General features: G+C 52.8%; 17 protein-coding genes. 15 read left to right on the top strand and 2 right to left on the bottom strand.

Going from position 1 to position 14,699, the window contains the following annotated elements; translation table 11 throughout:
• Nucleotide 1: 1 nt before the first annotated feature.
• Nucleotides 2-1,285 carry a hypothetical protein gene (locus GII36_RS00615; RefSeq protein ID WP_260763647.1) on the bottom strand — a complete coding sequence of 428 codons (1,284 nt, stop codon included), beginning with the start codon at nucleotides 1,283-1,285 and terminating at the stop codon, nucleotides 2-4.
• A gap of 108 nt (nucleotides 1,286-1,393) precedes the next feature.
• Between GII36_RS00615 and polA the strand changes: the two genes are divergently transcribed.
• The 15 genes from polA to holA all read left to right on the top strand — a co-directional run bounded on the left by polA (nucleotide 1,394) and on the right by holA (nucleotide 13,436).
• The gene (gene polA, locus GII36_RS00620; protein WP_260763648.1) at nucleotides 1,394-3,928 is read left to right on the top strand and encodes a DNA polymerase I; all 2,535 of its coding nucleotides are present in this window, start codon (nucleotides 1,394-1,396) and stop codon (nucleotides 3,926-3,928) included.
• Nucleotides 3,928-4,515, top strand: a complete 588-nt coding sequence (locus tag GII36_RS00625) for a class I SAM-dependent methyltransferase (RefSeq protein WP_260763649.1) — start codon at nucleotides 3,928-3,930, stop codon at nucleotides 4,513-4,515. The genes polA and GII36_RS00625 overlap by 1 nt, the downstream gene beginning before the upstream one ends.
• Nucleotides 4,512-4,922: an arsenate-mycothiol transferase ArsC gene (locus tag GII36_RS00630; protein WP_260763650.1), complete on the top strand. Its 411-nt coding sequence runs from the start codon at nucleotides 4,512-4,514 to the stop codon at nucleotides 4,920-4,922. The genes GII36_RS00625 and GII36_RS00630 overlap by 4 nt, the downstream gene beginning before the upstream one ends.
• Entirely contained in the window at nucleotides 4,912-5,355 is a 444-nt protein-coding gene (dut, locus tag GII36_RS00635; RefSeq protein WP_260763651.1) for a dUTP diphosphatase, read from the top strand. Before GII36_RS00630 ends, dut begins: the two co-directional genes overlap by 11 nt.
• A 12-nt stretch (nucleotides 5,356-5,367) precedes the next feature.
• Nucleotides 5,368-6,267, top strand: coding sequence for a hypothetical protein (locus GII36_RS00640; protein WP_260763653.1), 900 nt, complete (start codon nucleotides 5,368-5,370; stop codon nucleotides 6,265-6,267).
• A 42-nt stretch (nucleotides 6,268-6,309) separates the two neighbouring features.
• Complete coding sequence (locus tag GII36_RS00645) at nucleotides 6,310-6,909, top strand: hypothetical protein (protein WP_260763656.1); 600 nt, start codon at nucleotides 6,310-6,312, stop codon at nucleotides 6,907-6,909.
• Between the two features lie 12 nt (nucleotides 6,910-6,921).
• Complete coding sequence (locus GII36_RS00650) at nucleotides 6,922-7,515, top strand: HAD family hydrolase (protein WP_260763657.1); 594 nt, start codon at nucleotides 6,922-6,924, stop codon at nucleotides 7,513-7,515.
• Nucleotides 7,516-7,667: 152 nt separating this feature from the next.
• Entirely contained in the window at nucleotides 7,668-8,273 is a 606-nt protein-coding gene (locus GII36_RS00655; RefSeq protein ID WP_260763659.1) for a hypothetical protein, read from the top strand.
• Nucleotides 8,274-8,294: 21 nt separating this feature from the next.
• Nucleotides 8,295-8,912, top strand: coding sequence for a hypothetical protein (locus GII36_RS00660; RefSeq protein WP_260763661.1), 618 nt, complete (start codon nucleotides 8,295-8,297; stop codon nucleotides 8,910-8,912).
• A gap of 41 nt (nucleotides 8,913-8,953) precedes the next feature.
• A complete protein-coding gene (locus tag GII36_RS00665; RefSeq protein WP_260763664.1) occupies nucleotides 8,954-9,556 on the top strand; it encodes a hypothetical protein in 603 nt (200 codons plus the stop codon).
• A gap of 19 nt (nucleotides 9,557-9,575) precedes the next feature.
• A complete protein-coding gene (locus GII36_RS00670; RefSeq protein ID WP_260763666.1) occupies nucleotides 9,576-10,490 on the top strand; it encodes a hypothetical protein in 915 nt (304 codons plus the stop codon).
• Nucleotides 10,456-11,292, top strand: a complete 837-nt coding sequence (locus tag GII36_RS00675; protein WP_260763669.1) for an Ig-like domain-containing protein — start codon at nucleotides 10,456-10,458, stop codon at nucleotides 11,290-11,292. The genes GII36_RS00670 and GII36_RS00675 overlap by 35 nt, the downstream gene beginning before the upstream one ends.
• 18 nt (nucleotides 11,293-11,310) lie before the next feature.
• Nucleotides 11,311-12,177, top strand: a complete 867-nt coding sequence (gene mutM, locus GII36_RS00680; RefSeq protein WP_260763671.1) for a bifunctional DNA-formamidopyrimidine glycosylase/DNA-(apurinic or apyrimidinic site) lyase — start codon at nucleotides 11,311-11,313, stop codon at nucleotides 12,175-12,177.
• Nucleotides 12,156-12,524 carry a hypothetical protein gene (locus GII36_RS00685; RefSeq protein ID WP_260763673.1) on the top strand — a complete coding sequence of 123 codons (369 nt, stop codon included), beginning with the start codon at nucleotides 12,156-12,158 and terminating at the stop codon, nucleotides 12,522-12,524. The genes mutM and GII36_RS00685 overlap by 22 nt, the downstream gene beginning before the upstream one ends.
• Nucleotides 12,525-12,539: 15 nt before the next feature.
• The gene (gene holA / locus GII36_RS00690) at nucleotides 12,540-13,436 is read left to right on the top strand and encodes a DNA polymerase III subunit delta (protein WP_260763675.1); all 897 of its coding nucleotides are present in this window, start codon (nucleotides 12,540-12,542) and stop codon (nucleotides 13,434-13,436) included.
• Here the strand turns inward: holA and GII36_RS00695 are convergent, their stop codons facing one another.
• Nucleotides 13,437-14,633 carry a glycoside hydrolase family 16 protein gene (locus GII36_RS00695; protein WP_260763677.1) on the bottom strand — a complete coding sequence of 399 codons (1,197 nt, stop codon included), beginning with the start codon at nucleotides 14,631-14,633 and terminating at the stop codon, nucleotides 13,437-13,439.
• Between the last annotated feature and the right edge of the window lie 66 nt (nucleotides 14,634-14,699).

The raw sequence follows: 14,699 nt of genomic DNA on the forward strand, positions 1-14,699 counted from the left end.
CCTACAGTGCATCGTAGACATGAGTGAGCGTATTGCTGAGTTCACGGACGCCGCCACCTTTGCCGGAAGCTGGGCATGTGAGCCCGTAGCCTGTCGCGGCTGTATGGGTGTCTTCTGCGAGTAGGTCTTGCCAGTACTGAGTGTGCGCTTCGTGGAGCCACGCGGTGAACTCTGGTGAGAGGGTGAGTGCGCCATCTTTCGCCTGGAGGGGGTGCGGAAAATAGTTGCCGTTGAGTGTGAGGGGACCGACAAGACCAAGCGGTACTAGGCGTGTGACTTTTTCGATAAGGCCCTGGTCTACGATGTCATGTAGCAGTTGCCCTGGATCGTCGTAGCCGGGCACTTTGTCTGCGGTCAGGAGTGCGGCTGTCTGCATGATAGAGAGGGCGCCTTCTTGCAGTGTCAGTACCGTAGAGCGGTCATTTGCTCCGCCGTCTTGTTCGGCGCCGCGCGCAGTATGGGTTCCCAGAACGGCTCGGTGCTCGACTGTCGCGGCATGGAGCTCCTCGGGTGCGGCCGACTCCACAGACTCGATGATAAAAAGCGTCGCAAGTGATATGGTTTCTGCAAACTCTTTGCCGTATGCACCGACCGGCATGGCGATATTATCAAACATAGAGTGCGTCTCTGTGTGTGCATGGGTAAGTATGAATTCATCGTATTTCGCTGGCGCTTTGTATTTATTGTGGCCGTTACGCCGCCGCGCGCTGTTGTGGTCCAGCAAGGCTGGTTCGTCGCCATTTTCGCGAGCGGCTGCGTAGGCTGCTTCGTAGCGCTTCCAGGTGGTTATGTCGAAATTATCGTAGAATTCACGCGAATAGTGGAGCCAGTAAAAGTCCTCTGCCATATCTAGAAGTTGTTGTTTGCTGTTTTTTTCGTAGTCTGTGCCGGACTGCTCGATGTACTCGGCATATCGCTCGTTGAGTTCACGGAATGCTCGCTCAGTGGGGAACTCATCGTTATCATGTGGAGTCTCCTCTAGCCGGTCGAGTCGAGGATCGGGCAGTGTGGGTGTGGTAGGGTCGAGATAGCCAGGGGGAAGTTTGTGTACGGGTGCTGCGTAAGGAATCGTGTAGTGCGGAATGTCTCGCAGGGTTTCTCTGATCTCGTGAGAGCGAGTAGACAGGGCTGTATCGATGTGTGAGGCGACGCTATGTGCGAGTGGATCGAACACGCTTTTGAGTTCGGCACGTTGCCTAGAGCTCTCGCCGAACCGTCTGTGACCAGTTACATGGTCTGGGTTGTCGAACGAGTGTATGTGAGGATGTAATTCGGGCGATTTCATTTTGGTTTTTTGATTTGACGCTGTATAAATTATAGCATAAAAATTAAAATAAATCAATGCCACCCCGAGGAGATTATGAGCGTGCGCTAGATAGCGTATACTAGTACTATGACAAAACGGCTTGTGTTGATCGATGGAATGTCTGTGTTTTACCGAGGGTATTTTGCTATGCCGGGGCTGAGCTTGCCAGATGGCACGCCGACTGGTGGGGTATATGGGTTCGCAAGTATCGCGGTGGAGGTGATCAAGAAGCTGGAGCCTGACTATGTGGTGGTGGCGTGGGACAAAACCAAGACCGCCACGCGCAAGCGCAAGGAGATTTACCCAGACTACAAAGCGGGTCGTACGCGTCCGCCAGAGGATTTCTTCGCACAGATTCCACTGCTGCATGAGCTACTCGCAAGCTTCGGCTGGCCGCTTATCGAGATGGATGACTACGAGGCAGATGATATCATCGGCACGATTGCCGCCGCTGCTACGGCAGAAGATATCGAGACATGTGTGGTGAGCGGCGATTACGACATGATGCAGCTGCTCAACTCGCATACAAGTGTGTACATCAATAAAAAGGGTGCTGACATGCTGCGGTTCACCGAAGCGGAATTCGAAGAAAAGTATGGTGTCAAACTGGCGCAGTTCGTGGACTACAAAGCGTTGGTAGGTGATAGTAGTGACAATATCCCGGGAGCACGTGGAATTGGTCCGAAGGCTGCGGAGAAACTCCTAAGTGAATACGACACGATCGACGATATCTATGCGCATATCGACGAACTGAAAGGTGCACAAAAAGCCAAGCTCGAAGCGGCGCGCGATGAAGTGTACATGAGCCGTGAGCTCGCGAAGATTTGGTGTGATGCACCCGTGTATGTGGATTGGGACGAAGCGGATGTGCACAATACGGATTTGCCAGCAGTAGCTACGAAGCTACGAGAGCTAAATTTCCAATCACTCATCAAGCGGCTACCCGCACATATGCAGGATGTTGTTCCGCAGGGTGGTCTGTATATCGAACACAAAATTGACTCACTGTCTGTAGAGGAATGGACAGATGATATCGAGATAGACGAGAAGGTAGTGCTGCATGTCTCTGAGGGCGAAGTATGGCTGTCGCTCAATCGCTCGAGTGTGATGCGCGCGCCAATGGCGCAAGTGGCTGCGCAGACGTGGCAGCTACTCGGTATGGCGCGGGTGATTGGCTACGATATTAAGGCGGCGCTACACGGGCTCGACGCGGCGGGAATTATGACGGCGATTGACACGGTGCACGATGTGCGTCAGGCTGCGTTCCTGATTGATCCATTGCAGCGTGATCGTAGTTTGCCAGCATTGCTGGGCAGCGAAGTGGACATGAGCGATGCAGGCGACGCGGCAGCGGCATTGTGGAGCGTGTATGACTCGCAGGTTGACGCGTTTACACACAAGCCAAAGGTAGCTGATATTGCCGAGCGATTTGACTTTCCGCTGGTGCGACTACTCTTTGATATAGAACGACGCGGCGTCAAGATCGACACAGCGAGACTACACGAGATGAGCAAAGAGCTTGGCGATGAGTATCAAAAACTGCAACAGCAAATGTACGATATGGTTGGGTATGATTTTAACATCGGTTCTCCTGCGCAGCTTGGCGAAGTGTTGTTCACTAAGCTTCAGTTGCCAACGGTGGGCGTGAAACGTGGTAAGACAGGCTACAGTACCGATCAGAAGACGCTAGACAAATTAAAAGGACAACACCCAGTCATTGACCTGATCGAGCGTACGCGCGAGCTCGCCAAATTGAAGAATACATATGTCGATGCGCTTCCTGAACTTGCCGACGAACACGGTCGGTTGCATACAACTTTTAATCAAGACGTGGCAGCGACAGGTCGCCTGAGCAGCACGGCACCAAACTTGCAAAATATTCCGATTCGCTCGGAACTTGGGCGTACAATCCGTACTGCATTTGTGGCGGAACCGGGCAATGTGCTCGTAAGCGCGGACTACAGCCAGTTCGAACTGCGACTCGCGGCAGTGCTGGCGAATGATAAAGAGCTTATCGAAGATTTCAACAACGATGTAGATATTCACACTAAGACGGCGGCTGAAGTTTATGGCATCCCGATGGGCGAGGTAACGAAAAATCAACGCCGCGATGCCAAGGTGATTAACTTTGGTGTGCTCTACGGCATGAGTCCGCATGGACTTGCTGCTGCGACCGGTATGAGCTTCGGCGAGGCGAAGACATTTATTGATCAGTACTTTGCGCTTCGTGCGCCAATCCGGAAGTTTATCGACGACACACTCGCCAAAGCGGAGAGTGAAGGCTATGCAGAAACCTACTTCGGCCGGCGACGTCCTACTCCAGATGTGAAGAGTAGTAACTTTATGGTTCGCGAAAGTGCCAAACGTGCTGCTGCCAACATGCCGATCCAGGGTACCGAAGCCGACCTGATGAAACTTGCCATGCTTAAAGTGGAGCAAGAGCTAGGCGATAGTGGCATGCAAATCCTGCAGATCCATGACAGTATTCTTGTCGAAACGCCGAAAGCCAACGCCGAAAAAGTCGGTGAAATATTGAAGACAAACATGGAATCTATCGCGCCGGAATTGCCCGTGAAACTGAAGGTTGATGTGAGTGTGGGCGAGAATTGGGGTTTGCTGTAGTGGAAGAAGATACGATTACAACATATGAGCAGATTGCGGAATGGTGGAATAAAAAGTATAGCCAGCCAAACTATTGGGGTAAAAGCTTCGATGAGTTTCAGGAACTACTGCCGAGCGGCACTATACTCGAAATTGGTGCGGGCGCGGGGCGCGATGCCAAAGATTTGATAGCTCGTGGGTATGGGTATTATGGTACGGAGCCAGCTGCCAAGTTTGTCGAAATCGCCCGTGCAAAAAACCCCGGAGCTAGGTTTGAACAGCTGTCGGTGTATGAGCTTGAACCTGCTGAGTATGATGGTTTTTGGGCGGCGGCCGTGTTGCTGCACATACCACGTCCGCGCATACAGGAGGCACTGAGCACGTTGCGCGCTGCAGTACGCGGTGGTGCAATCGGATTTATCGTCATAAAAGAGGGCGACGGTGAAGTCGTAGAAGTGCAGGGCGACTATCCAAGATTATTTACACTATGGCTCGATGCTGATTTTCGCGTAGAGCTGTCTCAGGCCGGGTTTGAAGTTATCAAATATCATCGTGAAGTTAAAAGTGAACGCACGATATGGCTGCGATATATTGTGAAGGCGATATGAAAATACTCTTTGTCTGCGAAGGCAACATGACGCGTAGCCAGATGGCTGAAGCGTTTTACAATCAGCTCACAGAAACAAACGATGCGATGAGTGCCGGTACACTAGCGACGCTCAAGCCACAGGCTGGCGAACGTGCCCAGCAGGTGATGCACGAGATTGGAATATCGATGGAGGGGCAGTATAGCAAGCAGCTTACTCCCGATATGATCGATACTGCTGATGTGGTTATACTGTTTCCAACGGTTGCTACGCCGAAGTATGCAACCGACAGTCAGAAGACTCAAGTATGGGATGTGGCGGATCCGCATTATCATCACGATGAGGGGATGGATTTTGTGCGACAAGTGCGTGATGATATTCGCGGCCGAGTCAAAAAATTAGCCGAGGAATTATACGATGAAAATTAATGTTACTAAACTGAACAAAAATGCGATACTGCCTGAATACCAAACACCTGGTGCGGCAGCAGCTGATATCCATGCCTGCCTCGACGGGCCAGTAACGCTACAGCCTATGGAACGACGTATTATCCCGACTGGGCTTGCGATAGCGATACCTGAGGGTTACGAAGTGCAAATCCGTGCGCGTAGCGGACTCAGTATCAAGCATGGTATCGCAATGGTGAACGGAGTTGGAACGATCGACAGCGATTATCGTGGTGAGGTGGGAGTGCTCGTCATTAATCTCGGACAAGAGCCTTTCGTCATCGAACCCGGCATGCGCATCGCGCAAATGGTGCTTAGCAAATACGAGCAGATCAGCTGGCAGCAAGTTGACACGCTCAACGAGACGGCGCGCGGAGTCGGAGGTTTCGGTAGTACTGGTATCCGCGAAGCATGATACAGTAAGCATATGCATTCTCGTACACATCATCGTCTCCATCGTCCGCCCTGGCATGCGACGTCGCTCTACGCGAGAGCTTGGCGTGAGTTCGATGAAGCACTGTATGAAACACATGGCCGCGGCTGGGAACTTGTACGGGTAGAATGGCTCTCGCGGGCGATTGACGATATGAAGCAGCGAGTCGAGCGTAGCAGCGAGGCCGAGCGCGTTCCGCGACTCATCGCATTACTCCTGCTGCAGGCACCTCGTGCCGCTCGTGCTCAACATATCATGGATAGTCGCCACGGCCACGGATATCATAATCGCAGCAAACGGCTCTATGAACTCATCGATTTCAACGACACGCTTGTGGATATTGTACTGGCGCTCTCGCATGAGCAGCGGCAAGTGTTTGCACAGGAAATTTATACACACATGAGCACAGTATGTCGCCGCTCCCGCACGCATATGTTTACGCGCGAGCAGTTCGACGCGATCACGCATGGTCTCTCTCGCGAGACGGCGGTGTACCTGGCGGCGCGCGAGACCGGGCTCGATGTGCACATGACGAGCCGTGTGGCAGATGGGCTAGGTGTCGACATGCAGGTGCGCGACGGAGCGAGCGATCGGTATATCAACATCGACTGCAAGACAACCGGTGCGTACCTGCGCCGGGTAGAAGAGCTGCGCAGAGAGGGGCGGCTGCGCGAAGACGAAGTTGCCCAGGCACTGACAAGGGGCTATATAGAAGTACTCAACGGACACAGAAAAGACCAGGTGCGAGTGGTGCTTTTTGCGGTTGTCACCGAGGCAATGGGGGAGATTCGAGGTTTTGAATTTACGCGAACCGACCTCGTAGCTGGCAAGCTACACGAAGCAATTCGCGCCTATGGTCGTCATGACGGACAGTTTTATCGCTACGAAGCCTAATTCTACCTTGACTTTTTACAGGGGTCATGACACAATACGCACATGAATCCGCGCAACAATCAGCTTCTTCCTGTTATCATCATCGTGATCATCGTGGTCGTGAGTGTGGCCGCTATCGTGGCACTTGCTCGTACACTGCTGTTTGGCGGGGGCTCGTCTGACGAAAAGGCAGAGGATCCACAGGCAAACGCATTGGTACAAACGACATCTGATCGTGCAGTGCGCATGACAATTCGCGGACCAATCACAGCCGACGAGAAGTTTCGCTCGTATCAGATTACTGTCTCGCCTTCGAGCCGTGTCATGACAACCTATGCGGGCTACCTCGACCAACAGATCGATACTGCGCAGCTCGAAAACAATACACGTGCATACGAAGAATTTGTCTATGCACTCGACAGGGCGGGTATGATGGCTGGAACTCCACTTGAAGGCGACAAAAACGACACACGTGGCCTTTGCCCTGGCGGTAAAATCCTTGAGTTTGAGACGCTTCAGAATAGCCAAACCGTAGAGAAGCTTTGGACAGCAACATGTGGGGGAAGCGGCGGCTCATTCAAAGGCAATGCCTCGCAGATTAGCAACATGTTCTTAGCCCAAGTACCACAAGGCCAAGATTTATTGAAGAAGATCAACGAATAGAAGGAGATCGGGGTGGAACAGCCGTCCATAAAAGCCATTGTATTCGACTGTTTTGGTGTGCTCTATACCGGGAGTCTGACCGAGCTTGCGAGTCATTGTGAAAGTGAGCAAGATACCAAGGACTTATATGATATTACACGGGCTGCCGATCATGGATTTGTGTCGCGTGACGATTACATCGCGAAACTTATGGAGTTGACGCGGTTGACTCGTCAGGAGATTCGTGAGCTACTCGTAGGAGCGCAAGTGAGAAGCCGAGGGGTTTTCGCCTATGCGGCAGAACTCAAGACGCGTGGTTACAAAGTTGCTGTACTGAGCAATATCGGTCGCGACACAATCCATCGCCTCTTCAACGAGGCAGATTACGAGCTTTTCAACGCTATCATCGCTTCGGGTGATATTGGGGTTACGAAGCCACACATCACCGCATACGACCGTGCGCTTGAGCGATTGCGTGTACAGCCGGGCGAGGCAATCATGATCGACGATGCGTATTCTAATGTTGCAGGTGCTATAGAGGCGGGTATGTATGGTATCGTGTTTACTTCTCTTGTAGATCTTAAAGCTCGGGTCGAAGAAATACTGCATCCTTCAGTTGCAGAGTAGATACTACAACGAATATCCACAGTACACGTAACGCGGTAACTGACACAACGTAGTAAAAACTACTTCAATATACATCACGACACTTGACAACAGGCCTACGACAGGCGATAATCGGGCTACAAACCACCACAAACACAAACAAGGCACCACATATGAACACACGAACTCCGCGTACTACGCATCTCGCCGCCACGGCATTGATTGTCGTTGGCGTTATCTGTTCGCCGGTCATTGCATCGGCTGCATCAACCACAGCAAACACGGTCGTAAATGCGTCTGTTGGGGCATCGATAGGTATCACGTCGAGCTCGACTGTCGCGCTTTCGCTTACTCCTACGTCGAGTGGCGTGGTGAGTAGTGCGAGCGACACTGTGACAGTAAATACCAACAACGCAAGTGGCTATACGTTGACACTCGCAGATGGTGATGCTAATGTTAATCTGACGAGTGGCGGTAACACCATAGGAGCTCACTCGGGTACCCAAGCAAGTCCGTCTACGCTCAGCACCAACAAATGGGGATATGCTGTAGCGGGAGTCGGTGGATTCGACGCATCGTATTCTGCAGAAGCAAACAGTACGACCAGCAGTTCGAAATGGGCAGGTATACCCGCTAGCGGTGCACCAATACAGCTCAAAACTACCGCTACTACCGCTACAAATGATACCACTACTGTCTGGTACGGTGTAAAAGCCACATCTGCTCAGCCAAACGGCACGTACAGTGATACCGTCACCTATACGGCAACAACAAACTAACATATCCAGGAAAACAGAGGTATGAAAAGAAACACCAAAATCACTAGCTTTGTCACAGTAGCCTCATTGGCGGCTGTTGTTGCGTCGCCTATTGTCGCATCGGCCGCATCGACTACGGCAAACACAACCATCAATGCATCGGTAGGCAGTGTCATTAGTATGACAACTGGTACCACAGTAGCGCTGAGCCTGACACCTACCGGAAGCGGTGTTGTGACGAGTGCAAGCGACACAGTAACCGTCAACACCAATAACACAACTGGCTACAACCTGACAGTTGCAGACAGTGACGCGACGACGACCCTCGCGAGTGGCGGCAACACCTTCACCGCACATAGCGGTACTAAGACCGCACCGACTGCTCTCGCCAACAACACATGGGGCTTTGCAGTTGCGACTGGTACGACAGGTATCGGTACCAATGGTTTTGATGCCTCGTATTCGGCAGAAAGCAACGCTACGTCAAGTGCCACAAAATGGGCAGGTATGCCGGCTACCGGTTCTCCGATGTTGTTGAAGTCTACTACAACAGCAGCGACAAATGATACCACGACCGTGTGGTATGCGGCCAAGGCTACAACAGCCCAGCCAAATGGCACGTACACCGACACCGTGACATATACCGCGACGACGAATTAGTATACATGCCCCGAGGAGGGGCAGGGACAGGAGAGTGACAGGTGAGCAAGCGAGTAGTCAGACTACTAGGGGTCAGCATACTATCGGGGTTACTGGTAGCGGCTGCTCCTATTGTCGCCTCCGCTGCGAGCCAGACTGCTTCGACGACCGTCAATGCGACGGTCGGTTCGGTTATTAGTATGAGTACGAGTACGACGGTCGCCATCAGCCTCACGCCAACATCTGGTGGTGTCGTGAGTAGTGCGAGCGACACCGTGTCGGTGAGTACCAACAACGCGCTTGGCTACAATCTAACACTTGCCGACTCTGATGCAACGACGAACTTGGTCAACGGCGGTAACACGATCGGAGCTCACACCGGTACGCAAGCGAGTCCATCGGCGCTGGCATCTAACACGTGGGGTTACCGGGTTGTAAATGTCGGCGGATTTGGCGCTAGTGCTTACACGGCGGAGACTAACAACGGCTCTAGTACGTCGACATGGGCTGGAGTGCCGGCCACTGGCTCCGCAAACACACTCAAGTCGACTTCATCTACTGCATCGGGAGATACCACAACGGTGTGGTACGGCGTGAAAGTCAATAGTACCAAGGCAAATGGTACCTATACCGACACTGTAACCTACACAGCCACCACCAACTAGCAATATCAGGAGAATACGAGTGAAGCGAATTTTTATCAGTAGTGTTGTAGCGATAATACTTGCACTGGCGAGTGTTTCCCAGGTAGCATTTGCAGCAGATGCCCAGCAAGTCGCTCCTGCGACTCCAGATGAGAGCATCACACTCTCGCCGGTGAGTACTCGTTTTGCGATTGATGCCGGTCAGCAGCGAGCTGGTGAGATGACAATCGTCAATGATGGCAAATCCGACTATGACTTTATCGTCTACGCGCGGCCGTATTGGGTGGCTAACGACTCATATGATCCGGTGTTTACAAAAGGCTCCAAGCAAAGTGATGCATACCAGTGGGTACGCTTGCCGCAGACGAAGTTCCACGCCAAATCCGGTGAGACGGTCAAAGTACCCTATACTATCGATGTGCCGGCTACTGCTGCGCCCGGCGGTCATTACGGTGTTATATTTGCCGAGACTCAGCCCTCCAACACTGGCGAGCAGGGCAATTCTGTGGAGCGCAAAAAACGTGTTGGCATGATCATTTATGCCTCGGTCAACGGGCAAACGATCAACAAGGGTGAGATTGTCGGTAATCAAGTACAGTTTTGGCAGACACAACCGCCAATGAAGGCGACGGCTACTGCGCGCAATGAAGGTAATGTCGACTTTGTAGACAAAGTGACATTTGCCGTCAAAGACATGTTTGGCAATCCAAAGTATGTTATCACTAAAGAATACCCAGTACTGCCCCAAACGACACGTAGTATCGGGCTTGAATGGCCACAGTCGCCATGGTTTGGCCTGTTTAAAGTAGAGATTCAGCAGCAATTCCTCGACAAAGAACTAACATCGACGCATTATGTACTGATGATGCCGCGTCTTCTACCGGTCTTGCTGATAGCGCTCCTTGTGATAGGAGGTGGTGTTGCGCTCCTTCACCGCAAAAAACGCAAGGCGTAGCTTCGCGTATCTCACGCTACTGGCGGTCATTCTGACGAGTCAGGCGGCGCCAGCATGGGCGCAGTCGAGTAGCGTCTATGCGACACTTTGTGGCACCACGTCACATATCACGATCGCTCAGCCTGCAAGCGACAGTACGGTTACGGCTGCTCAGGTGACCGTCAGTGGTACGGTGGCACAGGCAAATCAGATCGAAGTGTATATCGACGATGAGTTTGATAGCACGATACCACTAACTGTTGGACAAACGACTTATAGCGGTAGCGTGCAACTACCAAATGGCACGCATACACTTCGCGTGGAAGCGATTAATAGCTGTAGTGGTCAAAACGGCGAGGCGACGAGTGTCGTGACATATACGATACCTCCGGCTCAGGCGTCTTCTGGTACTGCGGCGGCGACTGGGGTAGCTCCGGCTCAAGGCGGTGCGGTGACTATCGGCCCAGCTCCAACTGTATCGCAGGGTGTTGGGGGGGCTCCCCGGCAGGAGGCGGCGATGCCGCTCGGATTGCCACCACTTCTGGGGCGCCCACTCGAACAGGCGCTCGATTGGCTCAATATCGCACCCCACGATCAACAAAGCGGCGCAACAGGCTTATCACTTGGACGCGCGATGTTCGTGGTATTGGGTATGTATTTCCTCGTATTGGGCGCGGCGCCTACATTGGTGCACACCCTGGCTGGACTCGGGGTGGTCACTCGAGTGACACCGCAGTCCAACAGTGCACGTCGCCAGTATCTCGTGCGATGGGGTGTGCGGGTTGCTGGGCTGCTAGTTTTGTTACTCGCACTGTTTCTGTAGTCGCGCTATACTAGGGGCATGCCAGAACTTCCTGAAGTAGAAACCGTGCGACGTGGACTCGACGGGCTGATTGTGGGTCGCGTTGTCCGTAGCGTTAGTGTGCGTGATTCGCCCAAAAGTTTTCCGAACGCCCAGGCTGATGTTGACCAGTTTTTCATCGGTGCAGAAATTATCGCTGTGCGCCGTCGCGCCAAAGTATTACTTGTCGATCTCAGTACCGACTATACTCTCGTGATTCACCTCAAGATGACTGGGCAGCTGGTGTATCGTGGTGAGCAGGTGTTTGGTGCTGGCCACCCAAACGATTCGCTGATTGGCGAGCTTCCGGACAACTCGACACGTGTTATGATCGAGTTTATGGACAATTCGTGGCTCCATTTTAACGATCAGCGCAAATTTGGCTGGATACGACTTATGCCAACTATTGAGGTTCCCAATATTGATTTTATGCAGCGTGTTGGCCCCGAACCCCTTGAGGCAGATTTTACGCCAGAGGAGTTTGCGGCACGATTCATACGTCGTGCCCGCACTAACATCAAGGCAGCATTGCTAGACCAAACTGTCGTAGCGGGCGTGGGTAATATCTATGCCGATGAGTCGCTCTGGGGTGCACGGATCAGCCCTAAACGCCTAGTGGCAGAGGTGACACCCGGCGAATTTACCACCCTCTACACAGAACTACGCAGCGTCATGAATCTTGCCATAGAAAAGGGCGGGAGTACAGATAAAAATTATGTGAACGCCGAGGGAAAACGTGGGAGCTATATGGATTTTGCGCGGGTGTTTCGCCGTGAAGGCGAGGCGTGCCCACGGTGCGGCGCGACGATAGAAAAGATCAAGTGGGCGGGTAGAGGTACACATCTGTGTCCGAATTGTCAGAAGTAGCAGTAGTGACACTGGAAGTGGTGGTGCCGAGTGAAGCCATGCCGTCTAGAAAAATTGAAGAATACGCACATTATTTTGGCAAACTTTCACTACAGGCATCGATCAATAGTATTGAAGCGTACTGTGAGACAACACCCGACAAGGACGTTTCGCGAGCGTGGCTACTGAGAGACCGTGCACAGCTTGAATTACTGTTGGGGCAGAGCCGGCATCCACAAGCACACCTGCATGGAGCGCTCATGCGTGTGAGTACCGAGATGTGGGCAAGTATGTTTATGCAGAAGTTCGTCCAGGACCGACCGCGGCGACTTCAGGGCGTGACGCAGTCGGAAATTACCACAGCGTAACGTATACTAGCTAGAGTGATTATTGTACTAACTGGAGACAATATCTATGAAATCGACCAGGAGCTTGGTCGGATTGTTGCTGGATTTAACGGCGAGGTGGAGCGACTGGACGGGGATTCGCTCGAAGTGCGTGATCTGACAGATATCTTTAGCGGGGTATCGCTATTTGCAACCGAACGCTTGGTGGTGGTCAAGCGGTTGAGTGAAAATGCTTCTGTCTGGGAAGCGCTGGCGAGCTGGGCTGAGCAGTCGAGCGATACAATATTGGTGCTCGTTGAGCCAAAAGTCGACAAGCGTACAAAAACCTACAAAGCGTTTGCTAAGTATGTCGACGTCCGTACGTTTGCGGCGTGGGGTGAGCGCGACACGGTCAAGGCAGAGAAGTGGTTGAGTGATGAGGCTGTGCGACGCGACATTGCACTTGCTCCGGCTGCCGCACGCGAAATAGTCCGTCGGCGCGGAGTAGAGCAATACCAGCTGGTGAATACGCTCGAACAATTGGCCGTGCTCGGTGATATTACACCAGAAATAGTCGATACTCATATCGAAAAAACGCCGCATGACAACGTATTTGAACTCCTCTCGGCTGCGCTTACTGGCGATACTATCCGAGTGCGTCGTATGATTCAAGCGCTGCGCCCGGAAAACGACCCCTATATGACTCTTGGTCTCCTCGCTTCACAGATATTCGCGCTGAGCGGCCTGGTCTTATCCGATAAATCTCAGGCTGATGTCGCGAGTGATCTTGGTGTCAGTCCCTATACTCTGCGTGGCCTCACAAGAAGTGCTGAATCACTCGATCGCACGCAGCTGCGTGTTCTAGTGGGGGCGCTTGCTGATGCCGATAGTGGCCTCAAGTCGAGCAGTGTCGACCCATGGGTGCAGATAGAAATTGCACTTACTAAACGATAGCTATTGCCAGACGCGCACGTAATCGACATACATGGCCGTGCCGCTTGGAACGGTGTAGCCTTTTTTGAGGGCGAGGTTGAAAATGATGTACTGTGAGATACTCGTGATATTGGCGGCGTTGGTGTAGCTTGGGCCGGGCTGGCCATCTAGGTACACCTGGATCTTATTAGCCGTCCACAACATGCCGTAGGTGTGGAAATCTTGGGTATAATCGGTGCCGCTATTACCGTAAACTGTGAGGCCAGACTGCTGGTGATTAGACGAGGTACCGTAGTGGTAGTTGAAGCTTGGGCGTGTCTGACTACTCAAGCCAAACTCAAAGATGTCGATCTCTGGTGGCCAGGTCGAATCAACTGGGGCGGGGAGCGTCCAAAAGGCGGGCCAGACGCCAGTGTTGCCAGGGACTTTGATACGCGCTTCGATGTAGCCGTATTTGTAGCTCCAGCTGCGACCGTTTTGTACCATACCGGAGCTGTAGGGGTAGCCGTTGGTGGCGCCTTGGTTGAGCGTAAGTACGAGGCTGCCGTTTTGCACCTTTGGATTATTCGCGACATAGTACGCGTCTTCGATTGAGGCATTGTACGGGTCTCCGTAGCTATAGCTCGGGCCTCGCTGAGTAGCCCACTGCGACGCGAGACTGCTGCCGTCGAACTCGTCGCGCATGATTAGACTCCAGCTACCGCCGATGCCTACGGGAAGTGGTAGGCAGTTGGGATAGATACCGCTGTAGCCACTCGCACAGGCGGGGGTTACCGGTGTGTCGGGTGAGGGTGTACTTGGTGCCACGCCGCCGTTACTGGAGTTACCCGAAGAGGCCGCGGGGGATTTCAACGAGGTGCCTGTTATGACTGATGAGCCTGCTGTGCCGCCAGGAGCACTGGAGGCAGGGGATGTGTTGTCGGTTGAACCGCTCGCTGTAGCCGAGGTACCAGTCGTAGTCGTGGGACCGGTGCTGCTGCTGATGCTCTGGGGCGAGGTGGGCGTGTCTGCTGGTATGGTGCCTGTCGAGCCATCATGTACTTCTCTCTCGGTAGCCGCTTCGAAATGCGCCCGAGCTATCAGTGCTCCGCTGATAATCGTGCTGCTCATCCCGAGTGTGAGTAATACGAGGACGGCGCGCTGATGCGCTCGTACAAACAAGATGCCCGTGTGGCGGATCGTAGCTATCTGGGGGCTATTGGGGTGAAAAAGGTGCATACGGTGTGTTTGTGTTGGGATATTTATATATACATTAGCATAATAATGTTAAAAAAGCAATGACAC

The organism is Candidatus Mycosynbacter amalyticus (assembly GCF_025273655.1).
GTDB classification, from domain to species: domain Bacteria; phylum Patescibacteriota; class Saccharimonadia; order Saccharimonadales; family Saccharimonadaceae; genus Mycosynbacter; species Mycosynbacter amalyticus.

Excerpts from the sequence above, each read along its gene's own strand:
- GII36_RS00615 (WP_260763647.1), bottom strand. The coding sequence starts at position 1,285 with ATGAAATCGCCCGAATTACATCCTCACATACACTCGTTCGACAACCCA.
- polA (WP_260763648.1), top strand. The coding sequence starts at position 1,394 with ATGACAAAACGGCTTGTGTTGATCGATGGAATGTCTGTGTTTTACCGA.
- GII36_RS00630 (WP_260763650.1), top strand. The coding sequence starts at position 4,512 with ATGAAAATACTCTTTGTCTGCGAAGGCAACATGACGCGTAGCCAGATG.
- dut (WP_260763651.1), top strand. The coding sequence starts at position 4,912 with ATGAAAATTAATGTTACTAAACTGAACAAAAATGCGATACTGCCTGAA.
- GII36_RS00640 (WP_260763653.1), top strand. The coding sequence starts at position 5,368 with ATGCATTCTCGTACACATCATCGTCTCCATCGTCCGCCCTGGCATGCG.
- GII36_RS00645 (WP_260763656.1), top strand. The coding sequence starts at position 6,310 with ATGAATCCGCGCAACAATCAGCTTCTTCCTGTTATCATCATCGTGATC.
- GII36_RS00655 (WP_260763659.1), top strand. The coding sequence starts at position 7,668 with ATGAACACACGAACTCCGCGTACTACGCATCTCGCCGCCACGGCATTG.
- GII36_RS00660 (WP_260763661.1), top strand. The coding sequence starts at position 8,295 with ATGAAAAGAAACACCAAAATCACTAGCTTTGTCACAGTAGCCTCATTG.
- mutM (WP_260763671.1), top strand. The coding sequence starts at position 11,311 with ATGCCAGAACTTCCTGAAGTAGAAACCGTGCGACGTGGACTCGACGGG.
- GII36_RS00695 (WP_260763677.1), bottom strand. The coding sequence starts at position 14,633 with ATGCACCTTTTTCACCCCAATAGCCCCCAGATAGCTACGATCCGCCAC.